The 19700-nt window shown below is 58.0% G+C and carries 13 protein-coding genes; 6 read left to right on the top strand and 7 right to left on the bottom strand.

Features of this window, described 5'->3' with window-relative positions; translation table 11 throughout:
• From BN874_RS23010 to BN874_RS20265, 3 genes are all read right to left on the bottom strand, one after another.
• Positions 1–1467 (bottom strand): HEAT repeat domain-containing protein (locus BN874_RS23010; RefSeq protein WP_195912243.1); only part of this gene is annotated, 1467 nt, incomplete at its 3' end.
• Between the two features lie 249 nt (positions 1468–1716).
• A complete protein-coding gene (locus tag BN874_RS23960; protein WP_081756555.1) occupies positions 1717–4839 on the bottom strand; it encodes an NADH-quinone oxidoreductase subunit M in 3123 nt (1040 codons plus the stop codon).
• 90 nt (positions 4840–4929) lie between these two features.
• Complete coding sequence (locus BN874_RS20265) at positions 4930–5832, bottom strand: LysR family transcriptional regulator (protein WP_034436475.1); 903 nt, start codon at positions 5830–5832, stop codon at positions 4930–4932.
• Positions 5833–5970: 138 nt separating this feature from the next.
• On the opposite strand from BN874_RS20265, the gene BN874_RS20270 reads away from it, so the two are divergent.
• Complete coding sequence (locus BN874_RS20270) at positions 5971–6576, top strand: carboxymuconolactone decarboxylase family protein (RefSeq protein WP_034436478.1); 606 nt, start codon at positions 5971–5973, stop codon at positions 6574–6576.
• Between the two features lie 198 nt (positions 6577–6774).
• Complete coding sequence (locus tag BN874_RS20275; protein ID WP_320411489.1) at positions 6775–7245, top strand: pyridoxamine 5'-phosphate oxidase family protein; 471 nt, start codon at positions 6775–6777, stop codon at positions 7243–7245.
• A gap of 4 nt (positions 7246–7249) precedes the next feature.
• Here the strand turns inward: BN874_RS20275 and BN874_RS20280 are convergent, their stop codons facing one another.
• Positions 7250–10585, bottom strand: a complete 3336-nt coding sequence (locus BN874_RS20280) for a DUF2309 domain-containing protein (protein ID WP_034436479.1) — start codon at positions 10583–10585, stop codon at positions 7250–7252.
• A 590-nt stretch (positions 10586–11175) separates the two neighbouring features.
• Between BN874_RS20280 and BN874_RS20285 the strand changes: the two genes are divergently transcribed.
• Entirely contained in the window at positions 11176–11955 is a 780-nt protein-coding gene (locus tag BN874_RS20285) for a PEP-CTERM sorting domain-containing protein (protein WP_034436481.1), read from the top strand.
• Positions 11956–12110: 155 nt separating this feature from the next.
• Positions 12111–12401, top strand: a complete 291-nt coding sequence (locus tag BN874_RS20290; protein ID WP_034436483.1) for a helix-turn-helix domain-containing protein — start codon at positions 12111–12113, stop codon at positions 12399–12401.
• 100 nt (positions 12402–12501) lie between these two features.
• Here the strand turns inward: BN874_RS20290 and BN874_RS20295 are convergent, their stop codons facing one another.
• Positions 12502–13968 carry a complex I subunit 4 family protein gene (locus tag BN874_RS20295; RefSeq protein WP_034436486.1) on the bottom strand — a complete coding sequence of 489 codons (1467 nt, stop codon included), beginning with the start codon at positions 13966–13968 and terminating at the stop codon, positions 12502–12504.
• A 139-nt stretch (positions 13969–14107) separates the two neighbouring features.
• Between BN874_RS20295 and BN874_RS20300 the strand changes: the two genes are divergently transcribed.
• Both BN874_RS20300 and BN874_RS20305 read left to right on the top strand, forming a co-directional pair.
• Positions 14108–14362: a YcgL domain-containing protein gene (locus BN874_RS20300; protein WP_034436489.1), complete on the top strand. Its 255-nt coding sequence runs from the start codon at positions 14108–14110 to the stop codon at positions 14360–14362.
• A gap of 55 nt (positions 14363–14417) precedes the next feature.
• Entirely contained in the window at positions 14418–15614 is a 1197-nt protein-coding gene (locus BN874_RS20305) for an aminotransferase-like domain-containing protein (RefSeq protein WP_051498136.1), read from the top strand.
• 75 nt (positions 15615–15689) lie between these two features.
• Here the strand turns inward: BN874_RS20305 and BN874_RS23015 are convergent, their stop codons facing one another.
• Both BN874_RS23015 and BN874_RS23020 read right to left on the bottom strand, forming a co-directional pair.
• Positions 15690–19238, bottom strand: a complete 3549-nt coding sequence (locus BN874_RS23015) for a sensor domain-containing protein (protein ID WP_051498137.1) — start codon at positions 19236–19238, stop codon at positions 15690–15692.
• Positions 19235–19699 (bottom strand): hydrogenase maturation protease, encoded by a 465-nt coding sequence (locus tag BN874_RS23020; protein ID WP_051498138.1) that lies wholly within the window; start codon positions 19697–19699, stop codon positions 19235–19237. Before BN874_RS23020 ends, BN874_RS23015 begins: the two co-directional genes overlap by 4 nt.
• Between the last annotated feature and the right edge of the window lies 1 nt (position 19700).

The raw sequence follows: 19700 nt of genomic DNA on the forward strand, positions 1-19700 counted from the left end.
CCAGGGTTCGGGATGGCCCGTCTCGTGCCGGATCCCCAAGTTCGTCGGCCCCCCGTTCGCGAGCAGGCGCCCGTCGGGCAAAAACCGCTCGGTGAACCCTGCGGCCAGCTCGCCCGTGGTGACGATGTCGCCAAATCCGGGATCGACGCTCAAGTTCCCTTTCAAGCGCAAGCGATAGTGCCAATCCCGCGGGTACACCCAGGCCAAGAGCGCGGCGGACGGAGAGAACCGATCCGCCAACAACAGCACCTCCGCTCCAGCCGGTAGCCAGCCCCGCACCCGTTCCAGCACGACGGCCTGCCGGTCAAACCCCAGATGGGCCGGCCCGGCCGCCACCGCCCAGACCAGCGGCAACGCCCGATCCCTCACCACAAGGCCGAGCATCAACACGGCCCGCGCAGCTTCAATCTTTATTTCTAAAGCGCTTGAGTTGAAGGTACTAACCAGTGCCGTTGCTGACGCTGCGGACGCAAACTGTCCCAGTGCCCACGCTGCACCGGCACGTAGTTCGTTATCCCGATCTCTGTTCTGTAACACTGTAATCAACAGTTGTTCACTCCGCTCCTTTGGAATTTCAGATGCGACAATAATAGTTTCGAGCTGTGTTTCAAGGGGAACGGTAATAGTTGGACCGCGAAGCTTGTTCTCCATGAACTGCCAGCCCTTCGGATCATCGTATGCTGCAAGGGCTGCTGCCGCCTCAAGTTGGACATAAATATCTTCGTCCGAATCATTCATGCGCGCTTCAAGGACTGATCTGGCAGCGTCGTAACCCCGATATCGAAGAGCCTTTGCTGCAGCATAACGTTCGCTCAAATTGACGCCGGCGAGCTTCTCAATGAAATAGATTTCCTTAACAGGAGTTGGATAAGCGAGCGTTGTAGAGACTGGTACAACTGCTGCCACGATTTGATTGGCTTCAACGGTATCTCCTACCTTAATTTGTGGTACAAGCGTTATCTTCCCCTTGCTTCGGAGCAACTGAACAGTTTGTCGTTGTGCAGTCGTGGTTGGTATTAAGCTGATTTTCCCTGATTGAACTTCAAAAGCAATAGCATTCTGGTTAGCGGTAGCGCATGTCCAAACCACCCGGATTTCCGAGCCTTCTTCAACTCCTTTTGGTTGCGTGATAGATACTTGCCCGGCTTTAAATGCTTTCCGCATTTCCTCAACATTGATAAAGTGAACAGGAGAAACTTGTTTTAGGTCAATAGGAGAATCGTCGTGCTGGTGGAAGACAACGATTGAGACGAAATCATCGTCCCGCATCCCCGCATCCCAAGCCCGCTTCGGATCACTTAGGGAATGGGACATTGATATTTCAGGCTTTGTCTTGCCACGAGATTCAAATTGTAAACCGGTGTTTAAACAGAGAATATCGGGAACCCGGACACGTTTAATTTTGATTTTCTTCCAGATTTTGAAGCCGGTGGAACCACGCTCAAGTTCTATGGGATTGAAACCCATCGCCTTTAATCAGTGAATAGTTGCATTTGTGCCAGCAGCGCCGACGGCAAGCTTTCTCAAAAAACTATCATCACTTTTGAAGTTATTTGCCACAGGGTTAACACCATAAATTGTAGTTAGTTATTGTTTCAAAGAGGATCACAAGCACCCTTGCAACATCAGCGACTGAAAGTCAGGTATTGGCATAATTATTCCAGAAAACCTCTAATATCGACTGGATGTAAAAAGGTATCGTGAAGCGGCGCACAGTTAATGCCCACCCGCCTCAAACAACCGCGCCACCTTCTCCACTGCCCCGCTAATCATCTCGATCCACGGATCAGCATAAAGTCCGACGCTGATGATCACCGCGCACAATAAACCCGCCACGACTAACTCCCGCGAACGCAAATCAACCATAGGCAGCGTCACACCTTTTGGATTGCGGGCCAGGAAAATCCGCTGATAGGCCCACAACAGATAGCCAGCGGCCAGGACATTACCGGAAGCGGCGAGGATCGCCACGCCCCAGCCACGCGACTCAAACACGCCTTCCAATGCCAAATGCGCGGCCTCGAAACCGGGAGTGCCCGGCATGGCGATACTGCCCAGCATCGCCACCAGAAAGGTCAGTCCGAGCAGCGGCGCCGCGTCGAACAGCCCGCCCAAGCGGTGAAATCGAGTCGTGCCCAAGCGGTGATAAAGCAGTCCGGCGACGATGAACAGTCCCGCCGCCGCCAAACCCAGGTTCAGGCTGAGCAGGAGACCGCCGCGCAACCCGGAAGAGGTCAGTGAAAACAGTCCGGCCACCAGCGCGCCGGTGTGGCTGATCACCGCAAACGCCAGTAACCGGCGTAAATCAGTGCGGATGAAGGCGAGCAGTGCGCCGTACAGCATACCGGCCAGACCCAGCGCCATCACCGCTCCACCCCATTGCTGGGCGGCGGCAGGCAGCAGCGGCAGGACAAAGCGCAGCAGCGCGTAAATCCCAACCTTTACTCCGACCAGAAACACCACACCCAGCGCAACCGTGCCGTGCTTAGCCACGATGGGCAGCCAGGAGTGCAAGGGGAACAGTGCCAGCCGCACCGCCAATCCCGCAAACAGCAGGATGAAGATTAACGATTGTTGCCCCTTCGGCACCGGCGTTTCGAGCAAGCTGGGCAGATCAAAAGACCAGATTCCGCTAGTCGCAGTGGCATGATTCCAGCCCAGCAGTACGATCCCGGCGAACAGCATCGCCAAACCACCTGACATGGATCGCACGAACTGCCAGGTCGCACGGACGCGCCCCGCGCTGGTTCCGTAACGCACGATGAGGAAAGTAGCCGGGATGACTTCAGCCACTGCAAACAACCAGAATTGCAGCAGATTCAGCGCGATGAACATTCCCATCAGCGCCCCCTCCAGCGCCAGCACGCTGGCCACGAAAGCACCGGGCCGTTCCTGATGATACGGTTGGGCGTAGAGGATAATGAACAATGCCAACAATGCCGTCAGCGGTAAAAACAACACGCTGAGGCCATCAACACCCCAGTGGACGCCCAGCCAGGGCAGCATTTCAAGCTGTTCAACGAACTGCATTCCCGGCAGGTGCGGCTGGAACCCAATCAGCACCGCCACCGCCAGGATCAGTTCTACCACCGCTCCCGTCAAACCCAGCGCAAATGCAGTTCGTGCCTGACGTGCGCGCAAGGCTGCGATCATTCCAAGCAGGGGAACCCCGATCAACGCACTTAACAGCGGAAAACCCGACGATCTCGTGCCCTGTTCCCCGCTCCCGTGCATCATCTCGCCAATGCCGGCCAGCACCGCCAGAATTACCACCATCACCGCGATCCAGGACCAGGAGCGCCCCAACCAACGCTCTACCCGACTTAGGCGATGCCCCATACGGTGGCTGACGGTCACCATCCCTTGTCCAAGCGCCTTGAACACCAGTTGTTCCTCGATCCGGTGAAAAGCGGTCGCTATCCATTCGGTGACCCACCCCACGATCCCCTGATCCTCTTGCCCTCCTTGAGTAGAAGTGCGGCGCGCCGAGCCGGGGAGATCCATGAATCGCCCCGCCCCGAAATGATGCTCCTCCCACTGAGCCAGCGACGACAGCGCATTCACCGCCGGCGCAGGTAGACCGGTCGCCCGATCCACCACGGCGGTATCAAACACACTTAAATAGCTCGCCAGGCGATGCACTGGACGGACGATCCCCCAATTCATAGCATCCTCCAGCCAGAACCGTTGCAGCGCCGCCGCATACATCCCGCGTTGTCGGGCGAGATAGGCAGGCACTGGGCGGGTATGCTCTCCATGGAGTTGATACAGAATCGCGGGTGCGCTGAGGAACTGATAGCCGCGAAAGATCGCATGGCCGCATAAATGCACCAGCGCCAACTGCCATAATCCCAGCCCGCAGGCCAGGAACATCAGCCCAAGTTGCCCGGAGGTGGAAAAAATGAGGGCGCTCTTGATGTCGGTTTGTGCCAGTCCGGCCAAAAATCCGTACAGGGCGGTCGCCAGTCCGATGACCGCCATCACCGCCATGGCGACCGGCGACTGCTCGAACAGCGGTTGCAAGCGCAACACCAGATACACACCGGCATGAACCATGACCGCGCCGTAGAACAGGGCGCTCGACGGAGTGGGTCCCTCCATCGCCCGCGCCAACCACGGCGTCAGTGGTATCTGAGCCGATTTAGCCATCGCCGCCAGCAGGAAACAGCCAGCCAGAGTTCCAGCCTGAACCGAACTTAAACCTGCCGCGCCAGCGGTCATCGTCGGCCAGTCCACGCCCCCCAGCCACCGGAACGATAGGGCGATCCCGAACAGAAAACCGGCGTCGCCGATCCGGTTGGTAACAAAGGCGCGAGTGGCGTTTTCCGCTGCGATGGGTCGATCCTGGAAAAACGAAATGAGCAGGTAGGAGCAAAGCCCGGCGACTTCCCAACCGATAAAGGTCAACACCGCATTACCGCTCATCACCAGCAGCAGCATGGCAGCCGTAAACAGGCTCAGAATCAGGAAAAAGCGATGGAAACCGGCTTCGCGGTGCATGTAATTCACGGAAAAACGGGTGATGAACAGGCAGGCTGCCGATACCAGAATCATCAAGGTCAGGCTGAGAGGGTCAGTAGCAACGTTCAGATTTACTTGGAAATCACCGCTACTGAGCCAGCGGCCTAGCAACAGTTGATCGGGCAAATCTCCGGCTAAACGAGCGGCGACCAGCACCAGCGCAGCAGCCAGTGAAACCGTGCAAGCGGTCAGCGCGATCCGGCTGGTGCGCCGCTCGTGCGCTTCTCCGTGCGCCCTCCTGAACCAAATGGCAATCCCGATCCACAGCGCCGCGACCAGTGGCAGGGCTGGAATCAGGCCAGCGATCCACTCAAGCATGGTCTTTCCTCCGAAGTTGCATAGCCGCGTATTATGGAGTAACGCGATGAAACTCGCCTTGGTTCAGACCACTGGAGCCGTCGTGGAGAGTTACCCATTCAGCGCCGGATCTGCTCGCAGCCTGGCGGCCATGAGATCAACAAAAGTTCTTACTTTGGCAGCGGCAGATCGCCCCTCGCGGTGTATGACGTGGATGGGTAAATGTCCCGGTTCAAATTCGCTCAAGAGGGTTTTCAACTGCCCCGATGCCAAATAGGGAGCGATCTGGTAGGACAACAGGCGAGTGATGCCGAAGCCGTGACGGACGGCTTCAATGGCAGCCGCATTGCTGCTTACGGTCAATCGGGGTTTTACCCGAACCACGGTAGTTTGGGCATCCTGAACGAACTTCCAGTCCACGACAGGGGATACCGCGCTGGCGGCAACCATGAGGTGATTCGCCAACTCCAGCGGCGTATTCGGCTGGCCGTGTTCGGCCAGATAACTTGGCGATGCGCACACAACCTGGCGCACTTGACCGACGCGGATGGCCTTCATGCTGGAATCAGGTAATTCACCGATCCGCACTCCTACATCAAAACCTTCCTCAAGCAGGTTCACTACCCGGTCCAGAAACAGCGCGGACACCGTCATTGCTGGATATTGTTGCAGATACTCCACGATGCCGGGCATCACGAACATCCTGCCGAACAACACCGGGGCTGTCACCGCCAGGTAACCGCGAGGTTCCGCATGAATACCCGCTACGGCTTCGTCGGCTTCGTCCACTTCACTGAGAATGCGGCGGGCGTCGTCAAGATAGCGCTGCCCCGCTTCGGTAACGCGCACGAAGCGGGTCGTCCGATGCAGCAGTTTGACGCCCAGCCGCGCTTCAAGCGCGGCGATGGATCGGGTCACGGCGGGCGGTGACATACCGAGCCGACGAGCGCCGCCGGCGAAACCCTCTTCTTCCGCCACCGCTACGAACACACTCATCAAATGCAGCCGGTCCATAGATTATTCCATTATTAGAAATAATAAATTGTAAAAAATGGATATTCTTCTCTTCAGTGGAATTTGGCAAAGTGTAGTCATTCGCAGCGCGGTGTGTGCTGCGAATCCATCAACCCCTTTGAAAATGGAGAAGCCATCATGTCCCGAATTGCCATCCCGACAGTCGAACAAGCCCCTGCTGCATCGAAGCCGCTCCTCGACGCCGTACACAAACAACTGGGCGTGGTGCCCAATCTGATGAAACTGGTCGGGCACAGCCCAGCCGCGCTTGAGGGCTATCTGTCGCTCAATGGCGCGTTGGCCAAAGGCGTGCTGGATAGCGCGTTGCGCGAACGCATCGCCTTGACCATTGCCGAGTTCAACGGCTGCGAATACTGCTTGGCCGCCCACACCTACCTGGGTAAAAATCTGGCCAAACTCAACGAGTCCGAAATTCTCGCCGCCCGCGAAGGCGGATCGAGCGAAGCCAAGGCCGATGCCGCCCTGCGATTTCTCGCCGCCCGCGAAGGCGGATCGAGCGAAGCCAAGGCCGATGCCGCCCTGCGATTCGCCCGCCGGGTCGCCAGCGAGCATGGCCGCGTCAGCGATGCCGACCTTGCCGCCTTGCGCACAGCGGGTTTCGATGACGCCAGCATCATCGAAATTGTGCTGAACGTGGCGCTGAACGTACTTACCAACTACGTCAATAACGTTGCCCTGACCGATGTGGATTTTCCCAAGGTCGCGCTCAGGCTCGCAGCGTAATCGGGTTGTTTTCACCAGCCGCTGGCGATGGCCCTGCATCGCCAGCCACTCTCCGGGAGAAGCCTCATGCCGCGTGCATTTACCGAAATCGCTTTCACTCCCAGCGTAAAGGCTGCTCAGCACCGGTATGGCAGTCGGGAAGCCAATCATGGCCTGGAATGAGCGGAGAATGCCCACAATGAACTGACCGAGCGTGAAATGGGCTTCATCGCCGAGCGCGACAGTTTTTATCAAGCCACAGTCTCCGAATCGGGCTGGCCTTATGTGCAACATCGGGGCGGGCCGACCGGTTTTCTGAAGGTGCTTGATGAACGAACATTAGGTTTCGCTGACTTTCGCGGCAACCGCCAATACCTGAGCGTGGGCAACCTCGCCGCCAATGATCGCATTGCGCTGATTCTGATGGACTACGCGCACCGCAGGCGTTTGAAAATCTGGGGACATGCCCGAATCGTCGATGAAAATGAGCATCCCGAACTGCTGGCGCGACTCGAAACACCGTCCTATCCCGCCCGCGTGGAGCGGGGAATCGTGATCCAGGTGGCCGCTTACGACTGGAACTGCCCGCAACACATCACGCCACGTTTCTCAAGCGCGGAAGTCGAGCGGCTGATGGCGCCGCTGATCGAAGAAAACCGCAAACTGAAATCTCAAGCGAAAGAGACGTGATCGATCACGAATGCTCACCGATCAAAGCGGGTGGCAACGGCTCGGTATGCCCGCGATACCAGTCGCCGGAACGGGCACATTCAGGCAAAGGTCGGATGGATTCAGTCCACGGTACAAAACCCCGCGCCGGGTCGAAAACTGAAAATTCTCCGCTATCCGGCTCCTTGGCGATCAGAGTAATCCACTCGTTGCCGATCAACTCCCGCAACGTCGGTTGCCGCTGATAAATGGCGGCAAGAATTTCGGTACGGGCCTCGACTACGATCTGCAAGCGCAGCGGTTCGTGAATCTCAATCATTTGTCGCGGTAGCCCGGTGCGCAGGTCGCTGCTCGCGCCTTCCATCACCGCAAACAGCCCGGTGACGTTGTGCGGTAGTTTGGTGCCGCAGCCCAGCCGTTCGTTATTCACTGTAGAAAAGTAGTATTCCAGGTTGATGCCCGCACCGACCGGACCCACCGCCAACAGGATGTTTTCCAACACGGCGCCGCTGGGGTCTTGGGTCGGATCGTAGGAAACGAGGAACGCCCGCCGGTCCAGAAACACGCCCTGGCTCATCGATCGGCGTCCGACTAAAGCGGCGGCGTTGGTGGCGTGGCCGAGTTCCGGTCGCGCCTGGCTGAAATCCTTGGAGCGCTCGACTACATGGCGCAAGGCTTGGGCCGGCGTGGGATGGCGCGGCGCGGCAGCAAAGCGGCGGCAGCGTTCATGCGCCGACAACGCACCCGCCTGATCCAGAATCCGTTGCAATTCCGCCAGCGCCGGTGCCAGTGTGGCTGGCAAATCGGCCCGATCAAAGACGCTGATCTGTTCATTGCAGGTATTGTGCTCAGCGCCGAGGAACCACGCATCGTCCGGGATGTGGATGCTGCGCTCGACTAACAGCACCCGTACTTCAGGACGATTCGCCATCGCGGCGAAAGCACGGGCATTAGGGCCACCGTGGCGTCCGCTACAGGCTCCGCAATCGTAAGCGGCGAGATGCGGGTTGTTCTGGCTGATCGAGCCGTGGCCCATCAGCACCACCAGCGGCGCGAATTGCGCAGTCATCCCGATATTGCGGAGCAGGGCGGCGACCCGATCCGCCTGTTCGGCATCAGTGAAACCCAGACGCGGCTGTTCCGGGGTGGCGGGGGCGCTGTCATTGGTTGCCGCCGTGATCGCAACCTGTGTCGGCACGGTGGGCACAAAAGCGGCGTCAACCGCTGCAACGAGATCAGCCTGCCGGGTGGGGAAAAAAAGTTTACCCATCAGCGTCAGCAGCGCGCCCGGCGCCAGCGCGTTAATCAGCAGCGATGAGGACAGCAGATTGCGCCGCACTTCGTGGTAGATCGCGCGAAGCCGGCCGCGCCGATCTCGCCGCCGGTTATGCAGTGCGTACTGGGATTCGGTGCCTGCCCGCGCCACTTCACGCACTTCATGAGCGGGCGTTACCACCACCGGACACAGCGGAGTGACCTCTCGGTCATCCAGACCCCGCCAATTCATTACCACGCCGAAGAAACCCGCTGCGCCGAGGGTTTCAATCTGCGGGTTCAGCTCTTCGATATGGCGGCGGAAACTTTCCTCCCGGTCATCAATGCAGAACACCATCTGAGCTTGCGGCCGTTGCGTTCGTCCCAGCCAACGTCGATGGTTATTCGCCAGAGCGTTGATCAGCGCATCCCGATAATGGTGTTCATAAGCGCACTGCCACAGCGCACCACGTACTGCGGATGGGAGTTCGTCCAGCGGTTCCAGCAAGTGTTCCAGATCGGCCAGGGAAAGGGTGCGCAGTTCGCCGCTGGAGAGTCCGAGATGCTGAGCCAGCCGAAACAACCGCCATGCGCTGCCATGAACCGTATGGGTTTCGGACTGCTCGGCGACCGGGCTATGCTGCCAGGTCCAAATCATGTCCGCGAGGGTATCCCAGGCGGCTTTGACTCCCCTCTCCCCTTGCGGGAGTGGGGTTAGGGGTGAGGGGATCATTCCTCTCTCAATCAGCGCCCGCACCCGACTCGCCAGATATTCGGGCAGATGTCCTTCGTACAGCGCATAGCGGATGAGCGCCTCTGCCGGGTGTGCGCTGAAATAGTCACGCAACGCGGGCAGCGTTCCCGCCACACCCCAGTTTTTGCGGCACAGATCTTCGATCCACAGGCTATCAAGGCACAGTCGTACTGCGAGGTAATCGGCCAATGCGACCGGACTTTCCTGATTGGCCGGGTAACGAGGATGGTGCTGCCGCCAGTTCATCATTCCAGACCAACCGGGTAATTCCAGAGCGAGGCGGGTGAGATAGCCTTCCCAGCGTGATTCGGGAATTTCCAGTCGCTGGAGTTCAGCAATCATTGCATCGACCGGATCAGCGGGTAATCGGGCCAGCGCCTCGCGCCACCCAGACAGCCCCGCGAAGCTCCAGGCTTGATCACTCCCGGCGAAACGCTGCCAAGCGGCGTACAGACCCTCGACCCGACCAGGCAGATGCCACGCCGCCAATCCCTCGTCGAGGTGAGCAGCGCATAGACGAATCAAATACGGGCGAACCTGATCGAGTACATCTTGACCGGTCAGGATTCGCAGCAACCCCCGGAGCGTCAGCGCATCTCCGACATCGGCGAACAACCGTTCAAGCAATGTCAGCGCATCCGCCTGCATCCGCTGGTGAACGATGGGACCTTGATCTTCCGCCGCACCCTCGGTCCTGAATCGCGCCAGTAACGACTTCGCCAAGCTCAGTTGCAAATCCACCAAATCTTCAGGATGGAGATTGAAGGCAGGTAATTGAAAACCCTCCAGACAGGTCCGCCATAGATCGTCCAACGCCGCGCCGACCTCCGTTATACCTTGGCACCGGGCCGCATCCCGCAGTCGCCGCCGGGCGGTCTCCGGCACATCCTGCTGAAACTGCCGGGTGGCGTCGAGTTCTTCCATGTGCCACACCAATTGATTCAGGGTCAGCGCTTCCGCCCCGTGAATCAGTGCAATTCGGAGTACTTCGCCCCGGCGAATTTCGCGCTCACCCAGACGAACCAGCACCGCATCGGCCCGAATCTCCGGGCGCTGGGCAAAAACCGCCGCCAAATCCCGGTCGGTGATCCGTCCGGCCCGGTACAAGGTGTGAAATTTCTCATCGGGCCAATAAGCGTGAATCCCGGTGAGTTGCTCAGCAGCGGCCAGCGCCTGCTCAAAGGGCAGGTGCTGATAACCGTGCAGGGTGTTGTGATGGACAAAGTTCAGGATCGGCGCTTGTCCAGGCAGCACATGATCCAGGTGCGCGATGGCTCGTTCGACGATCTGGCGCGGTTCCAGCGGCGGATGAGAGGAATGAGACCCGGATCTCGTCGAGTGCGGAGTATTCATGGCGGCGATCCTGTGCGGAGGCGGCTAAAGAGTGCAGATCATTTTACACGCAGGCAACGAATCACAGGATTGGCGGCAGGGTTGTCAGAAAATTTTACACTACTAAAGCAATCAGGTTTTCACCGCTCGCCAAGGGCAGAAATTCGGGAAAAATCGCGTTTTTGGGTGGTTTATTGATCCATGGATGTGGCAGATCACCCGATTATGGCCGCTCTGCACACTGCGCCAGAAGGCGGGGTGGGCCGAGTCGCGCTGGTTTGTCAGAAAGCTTTACACCCGGTTGCAGGGCTGAAAGGCTTGCATCAAGCTGGAATCAGCGAAAAACAAGCATTCTTATGACAGAATACCACTCAATAGTCATCAACTTTATAAAAATAAAAATATAAAAATCAAATAGTTATTTTAATTTTATCTCAAAATCCAAGGATTAGCGCTTAGGCAATAAGTTGTCAGGATTTTTTACAGTTGATTTGCAGAGTTTTTTGGTCAGAAATTAAATAAATTATTGAAATTAAAAAACTTTGTTGAGTTGGTTTTTTTTTGCATGTTTTTGAGCCGCCTTCTAACAACAAATCAACAAAGGATTTTTTATGAATCACAAGTCACTGGTTTTTATTGCGGCGCTGGGTTTTGCCGGTGCGGCTGATGCCACGTTGATCAATCGTGGGGGCGGGCTGATTTACGACGACGTGCTGAATATCACTTGGTTGCAGGATGCTAATTACGCGAAAACTCAGTACGACAACAGTGGTGGCGCGTTGGGCGACGCAGACGGTTTGATGAACTGGGATACGGCGAATACCTGGGCCGCGAATTTGAGCTATTACGATAGTGTGCGTGGCGTGACCTATAACGATTGGCGCTTGCCGACGGTGAAACCGATCAATGGCGTCAGCTTCATTCCTGTTGTCGCTGGCAATGCTACAGATGGCACTCGGGACCTCGGTTACAACCTGAGTGCGCCCGGTACACTCTATGCGGGCAGTACCGGTAGTGAGTTAGCCTATATGCACTATCAGAACCTAGGGAATATAGGCGCTTACGACACCGGTGGGACGGCAACTGAATGTCTTAATATCGCGTCTTCCTTGGGCTGCCTGGATAATACCGGCCCATTTGTAAATCTGATGGATACCCCAGGTACCGCTTACTGGTCGGGTACTGAGTTCGAGCCTGACACCACGCAGGCGTTTTTCTTCGAAACGTATTACGGCGAGCAGGGCATCAACTACAAGAACGCCCTCTATTACGCATGGGCCGTGCGTGACGGCAATGTTACCACCCCCTCGTCTTCCGTCCCCGAACCGGGAAGTCTCGTGTTGGTCGGGTTAGGACTGATGGGATTGGGCTGGGTGCGGCGGCGGGCCTGATTCATCGCCAGCAGTCTATCTGTTGCGGTATTGAAATGGCGGCCTGCGGGCCGCCATTTTCTTGAGCAGGGGAAACCCGTTAGGCAACGCTGTACTTTCCGACCTTTTGTATCTCACCTATCCTCAAACTACGCCGATGGCACATCATCCATCTTATGAACGAAACATTATTTGCTGAACTTCTGTCCAGTGTCGAAGAAATGGACAAAATCGTGCGCGGCGAGCTGGAGCCGGGCCGGGTTACGTCGGTGGCCGAACTCCAGGTGCGCACCATCCGCGAGAAAACCGGCCTCTCGCAAAGCCGTTTTGCGCAGCTCATCGGCGTCAGCAAACGCACACTGGAAAATTGGGAGCAGGGTCGTCGTCGTCCTGCCGGACCGGCGCGGGTGTTGCTCAAGATCGTATCGGCGACCCCGGAGGTTGCGCTCAAATCGCTGCACGGCTAAATCCGACTCGCTCGCCGAGAACTTTGGCAAGGCAACAGCGCGTAGCGTAAGGCAAGTTGGCGAAGCGTAACCCGCCTTTCGAGAACACACCGTCACCCTCCTATAGCGAATAAGTAAAGATCGTGGCTAATTCCTTGACCGTGGCGCTGAGCAGGGCGATGACCGGCGCGGGATAAAGTCCCAGGATCACCAGTCCCGCCGCCAGCGGCATCGCCGCAACCCACTCATGGGGCTGCAAATCGTGGAGTTCCCCCATAGCCGGGCGCACCGGGCCGGTGAATAACTGCCCCATGGTGCGGACTGCGTAAGCCGCGCTGATGAGAACGCCGAGACTGGCCAATAGCATCAGCCAGCCCCAACGCTCGAAGCCGCCGATAAGAACATGCAACTCGGCAACGAATCCGCCCAGGCCCGGCAATCCCATCCCCGCCAGCAGCGCCAGCGTCAGTAGCAGAGAAAAGCCGGGCGCCAATCGCACCAGCGCGCCGTAATCAGCGACCTGGCGGGTGTGGGTGCGCTCGTACAGCAGGCCAATCAACAGAAACAGCGCACCGGCGATCAGGCCATGCGCCACCATTTGCAGCGTTGCACCTAACAGCCCAATCTCGTTCAGGGCCGAAATGCCGAGCAGCACTACACCCATGTGGCTGACCGAGGAATAGGCGATCATCGCCTTCAGATCACTCTGTCGCCACGCCAGCAACCCGCCGTAGAGGATGCTGACCAGCGCGATCCCGACCAGTAGCGGTTGTAGCGCCAGAGTCCCTTGCGGCAACATGGACACAACCCGCAGCAGGCCATAAGCCCCCATTTTGAGCAGCGCCCCGGAGAGCAGAATGCTGACCGGGCTGGGCGCTTCGACATGGGCGAGCGGCAGCCAGCCATGCAGCGGGAAGATGGGGATTTTCACCCCGAAGCCGACCAGAAAAGCCAGCAGCAGCCATACCTGTTCATTACGAGGCAGGCTTGCGGCCGCTTGTGAAATAGCCGCCATGGCGAACGATTGGGTCGGGGTGAGCCGATAGACCATGATGATGCCGATCAGGATGAAGATGGCTCCGCCCATGGTGTACAGCACAAAATTAAGGCTGGCCACATGCCGTTTTTCACCACCCCACAGGTCGATGAGAAAAAATAGCGGGATCAGAGTCAGTTCCCAGAACATGAAGAACAGCGACCAGTCCCGCGCCATGAACACGCCCAGCATGGCAAATTCCAGAATCAGCAGCCAGGCGTAGTAACCTTTCGCTCGAACGGTCACTGAGTTTGAAGCCAACAGCGCCACGGCAACGAGCAGGGTGGACAGCAGGACCATCGGCAAGGAAATCCCATCGAGTCCCAGCGCGTAGGAAACCCCGATGCTGGAACTCCAGACCACCTGTTCCACAAATTGGATCGCTGCCGTACTCCGATCAAACTGGGCAAGCAGACTCCATGACAGCACCAGAGCCAGGCCGGCATGGAACAGGGCCAGACTACGAATGATCCGATGCTGTGCTGTCGGTAACAGGACCACCAATATCGCCCCAAAGAATGGCGCCCACAGGATAAAGCTGAGTATGCGCATGGCCGCTAATCCGTGGTAGGCCGGTCGCGATGTCGAACTGCAAGCTGATACATAGCCCTGCTCTCCCCGAACGTTGTATTTTTATCATCGTGGGCATTATATCTTGATCGCTTCCAACCCTTCTTCCCGGAGACGCCCGATGCAGTGCGCGATCTACAAAAGCCGCAGGAAACAGGACACTTATCTCTACCTGGCGACCAAGGACGATTTTTCCCACATCCCCGATCCGCTGCTCAAGCTCATCGGCGAGCCGGTTCACGTCATGGATCTGGATTTATCCCCGGAACGCAAGCTGGCGCGGGAAGACGTAGCGGAGGTGTTGCGGAACTTGCGGGAACGCGGCTGGCATCTGCAAATGCCTCGGCAGGACGATCCGCTGGCGATTCGGCATTGACGTTTAATCTTTCCAGCCCCACCGCGTTACCACTCCTGCCTTGGAAATATCGCTCATGTTCTCCGAACGTATTGATCGCCTGACCAGTTCCCTGATCCGGGAACTGCTCGCCCTGACCCAAAAACCCGACATCATTTCCTTCGCCGGCGGCTTGCCGGCCCGCGAAGCCATGCCGCCGCTGAACCTGGCCGATGTGCCGCCTGATCTGAGCCAGTACGGCGCCACCGACGGCGAACCGGAATTGCGCACGGCCATCGCCGCACAACTGCGCGAACTCGGCCTGCGCTGCCGACCGGAACAGGTGCTGGTCACCACCGGTTCGCAGCAGGGCATCGATCTGGTCTCCAAGCTCTATATTGATCCCGGTACGCCGGTGGCGGTGGAAACGCCGAGTTACTTGGCGGCGCTGCAATCGTTCCGGTTGTTCGGCGCCCGGTTCGAGGAGCTGCCGCTGACGGCGAACGGCATCGATCCGGAGCAGTTGCGTCTGCTTATCCACCGCCACCGTCCGGCCTTCGTCTACCTCATCCCGACCTTTCAGAATCCCGCCGGGGTCTGCTACGACGAATCCACTCGTGCGGCGGTCGCCGCAGTGCTGCGCGAAACCGGCATCCCGTTGCTGGAAGACGAACCGTATCGGGAACTGGTGTATGAACCGGTGGATCGCAGTCCCTTATGCGCCCGGCTGGGTGAGGGCGACACCTGGATGTACATGGGCACCTTTTCCAAGACGGGCGTCCCCGGCCTGCGGATCGGCTATATCGCCGCTTCCGAGAACGTCCACCCGCATCTGGTGCGACTCAAACAGTCCACCGACCTGCATACCAACCGCATCGGCCAATGGTGGTGCGCCCAGTTTGTGAACTCGCCCGACTACTCCGCGCATCTGGAACGGTTGCGGGCGTTTTACCGAGAGCGGCGCGACGCCATGGAGGCAGCGCTGACCCGGCATTTGGGCGAACTGGCGGAGTGGACGATGCCCAATGGCGGCCTGTTCTTCTGGGTGCGGCTGAAGGGAGGCGGCGATACTCGCGCTTTGCTGGTGCGGGCGCTGGAGCGCAAGGTTGCGTTCATGCCGGGCGAGGCGTTTTTCGCCAATCCCAACGCGCAGCACGGCGCGTTCATGCGCCTCAATTTCAGCCACGCCACGCCGGATCAATTGGATCGCGGGTTAGCGGTGCTGGCGGAGGTGATCCAGGAACAGCAGGGCATCCTGAAAATGGAGACTGGAGCGGGAGTGGTGGAGATTTAACCCGAGCCGTAATGCTTCAGCGGTGGGCGCAGGTCTTTCCAAGCATTTTAGGATCAACCGGTTAGAAATCGAGCGCTATCGGGAATGCCGTCTCGAACCATTCCACTCCTCGGGGTTTCGCCAGGCGCGCACCCAACCGGGAACCTCCTCGGCCGGCATCGGCCGGGCAATGGCGTAACCTTGCGCGTAATCGCAACCGAGCTGGAGCAACAAAACCCCATGTTCTATGGTCTCGACCCCTTCGGCGATAATGTCACGCTTAAAAGCGGAGGAAAGTCCTATAACGCCGCGCACGATCGCCAAGTCATCCGGGCTATCCAGCATGTTGCGGATAAAGCTTTGATCGATCTTGAGTATCTGAGCCGGCAGGTGTCTCAGGTAAGTCAGGGAACAATAGCCGGTGCCGAAATCATCGAGCGCAAACCGGACTCCCAGTTGTCGGCAATCGGCGATGATTCTGGAGAATTGCTCGATCTCATCCAAGGCCGTAGTTTCGAGAATTTCCAGTTCTAGCCACTCCGGTTGGATGCTGGAGTGATGAGCTAACAAGGCTTGAACGCGGGCCGCGAAATCCGGCTGTTGCAGATGGCGCGCCGATATATTCACGCTGACGGGTAACGTCAGACCTTCGGCGGCCCAGACCGCCATCTGCTTCATCGCGGTCCCCAATACCCAGTCCCCCACCGTCTGCGCGAGATCAGAGTTTTCCACCACGGCGATAAAGGCGTCGGGAGGGAGAATGCCCTGTTCAGGATGCCGCCAGCGAATCAGCGCCTCGGCGCCAATGACTTTTCCGCAGCGTATATCTACCTTGGGCTGGTAGTAGAGACAGAATTCCCCGGCGACCAAACCCTGCCCAACCCGTTCCAGCAATTCCCGATGAGTCTGCGCCCGTCGATTATGTTCCGAATCGAACAGGTGGTAACAATTACGTCCCCCTTGCTTGGCCGAATACATGGCCTGATCCGCATGTCGAAGGAGGGTATCCGGATCGGTGCCATCGCTGGGAAAGAACGCAGCCCCCACACTGGCTGAGACCGTTACTGTCGCCGCACCCAGCGCGAATGGCGCCGACAAAGCCTCCAGGATGCGCTGCAACGCCCGCTCACCCTCATCAAGCGTGTGCAAATCATCGAGTAGCACCACAAACTCGTCACCTCCCAAGCGGGCTACAGTATCGTTGTCGCGCACACAACTCTGGAGGCGTTGCGCGACCTGGATCAGCAAATCATCCCCCGCAGCGTGCCCCCAGGTGTCATTGATGGGTTTGAAACCGTCCAGGTCCAGGTAGCAGGCAGCCAATATCCGCTGCTCTCGTTGCGCCTTGGACAAGGCAAGCTGGAGCCGATCCGCCAGCAGGGCGCGGTTGGGGAGCCGGGTTAACGGATCGTAGTAGGCCATTTTTTCGAGCCGTTGCTGGCTTTCCTTGAGAACCGATATATCGGCAAACAAGCCCACATAGTGGATAATAACGCCTTTAGCATTATGTACGGCCGAGATCGAGGTGATTTCCGGATAGACTTGGCCGCTTTTTCGCCGGTTCCAAATCTCGCCATGCCAATAACCATGCTCGGCGATGATTTGCCACAGATGGGCATAAAACGCGGCATCGTGACGGCCGGATTTCAGCAACCTCGGGTTGTGGCCGATCACCTCCTCGCGCGAGTACCCGGTGATCTCCACAAAGGTCTTGTTCACATCAATGATCGTTCCAGCCGCATCCGTGATCATGATGCCTTCATGGGCATGCTCAAAGACGCTGGCCGCCAGGCGCAAGCGCTCCTGAGCGCGCTTGAGTTCGGACAAATCAACATCCAGGCGGTAGAACTCCACCTCGCTTTTACTATCCAGGGTCGGGATCACCGCATGGCTCGATAGCACTGTCACCAGCGAGCCGTCCTTGCGCATGAGCTGCAATTCTTCTGCGGGACGAGACTTTCGGCTGGTGACTATGCTCCGTATGGCGTCGAACGCCCGCTCGCGCATTTTCGGCGGCACGATCAGCTCCAGCAGACCCTGCCCGATCACCTCGCCGGCGGTGTAGCCGTACAGATTCTCACTCGCCTTGTTCCAATAGCGGATAGTCCCATCGGGTCCATACCCCTGAATGGCGACGCTGGGCACTTCTTCGAACAGGCTACGGAAGCGGGTTTCACTGCGACGCAGCGCTTCTTCGGCTTCCTTTCTCTCCGTAATGTCCTGCACGGTTTCCATAGCGGCGACAATATGGCCCTGGCTGTCACGGATCGGGGCGGCGGTAAAAGAGAGCCACTTTTGTACCGTGGGATAGTAACCTTCCCCTTCGTAAACGAGTTCGGAGAGGATTCGGTTGTGGACGCTGGCGCCGTAATACCTTTCGATTTCCTTGGGATCGACGCCTTCCAGCACCATATCAATCAAGCAGGGGCGCGGCGAGTCGTAAAACGGCTGCCAGTAATCCCGCGTACCCATCATCCGTTCGGCGGATACTCCGGTCATCACTTCACAAGCGCGGTTCCAATGGGTAAGTCGATGATTGCCGTCAATGACAAACAACGGGATTGGACTACCATCCAGAATGTTCCGCAGGCGCGTTTCACTCTCCGCCAGCGCCCGTTCCGCTTCCTTACGCTGAGTAAAATCCTGCACGCTTTCCATGGCGGCGACGATCTTGCCCTGGCTATCGCGGATCGACGTAGCCGTGAAAAAGATCGATTTCCCCAATCTTGGGAAGTAGCCTTCTCCTTCAAGGATCCGCCCGGACAACCCCTGATCCCGGACGCTGGAACCGTAATACCTCATCACCTCACTAGAATCAGCGCCTTCCAGCACTACATCGACCAAACAGGGACGCGGCGAGTCGTAAAATGGACGCCAATGATTTCGGGTGCCGATCATTTCTGCAGCAGGCATCCCGGTCATTGCCTCACAGGCTTGATTCCAATGCGTGATCCGATGCTCCAGGTCAATCACAAACAGTGGGATCGGGCTGCCATCCAGCATACTTTGCAGGCGTGTCTCGCTCTCCACCAGCGCCTGTTCCACCGCTATGCGCTGAGTAAAATTGCTGGCTGTAATCACGACGCCTTCAAATTTACCCTGGGCGCTGTGGAAAATTTCTGCTCCCACCCGAAATATTCCCGCTACCCTTCCAGCCCGGTTCAGCAGTTCATGTTCCTCCAGATAGCTCCTCCGCCCGGCAATCGTTTCAACCCAGACCGAAGCCGATACCACCCGCCGCACCGGCAATGCGCGCTCGTATGCGGCCAGCACCTCTGGCGGCAGCAACACGTCCACCATGATTCCCAGAAGCGCATCCGGTCCATATCCCAGTTCCCGATACGTCGCCGCGTTGGCCTGCACGATCACGCCCTCTGGATCGGTGACTATCAGCGCATCCCGCATACTGGCCAGCACCCGCCGCACCAGCTCCGACAGTTTCTGCTCGCGTTTCACCACCTTATCGAGGCGATCCCGCTCCGCTCTGACCTCTTCGATGACGCGATCCATGCGTCGGGTCAGGGAAAGGAGCGTGTTGTCCCGGTTCGCCACAATCCGACGCAACGCCGCGATTTCTTCCAAAAGCTGGTCTCTGGACGGAATTACCTGACCTTGTTCTAGCGGAATCAAACCAGAACTGATCATTGGCTATCTCCCAATCGAAGCAGGCTGGCGATTTTCGCCACAGCCAAGGGAATCGCACCTTCCACCGCTGGAGAAAGCCCGATTTTAAAAACTTCGATGGCTGCTATCGTCACTGTCACCACCTTGATCGGTGGGAGCGAACCCCATTCGGCTCGCGCCGACTGCAACGCAAACCGAAGATCCGCTTCATGGCTGATTCTCCCATTCATTCCCGTTTGGAGAACCGCTTCGGCGCCATGGACGGAAACGTGACCCACGAATCCATTCTCGCAACACAATGCGTCCACCAACACGGCTTCCACGCAGCCTTCCAACAAGCGGGTCAGTTCCAGCGCATGGGGTAACTCCATCACTTGAATGTCCTTGGGCAAGCGAAGTTGGCGCAGTTCCTCGGCAATACGCGGCCCAACGCCATCGTCACCGTGCAAGGAGTTGCCGAAACAGAACACGCGCCGCGCCAAA

The sequence above is a fragment of the Candidatus Contendobacter odensis Run_B_J11 genome (assembly GCF_000531125.1).
Classification (GTDB): domain Bacteria; phylum Pseudomonadota; class Gammaproteobacteria; order Competibacterales; family Competibacteraceae; genus Contendibacter; species Contendibacter odensensis.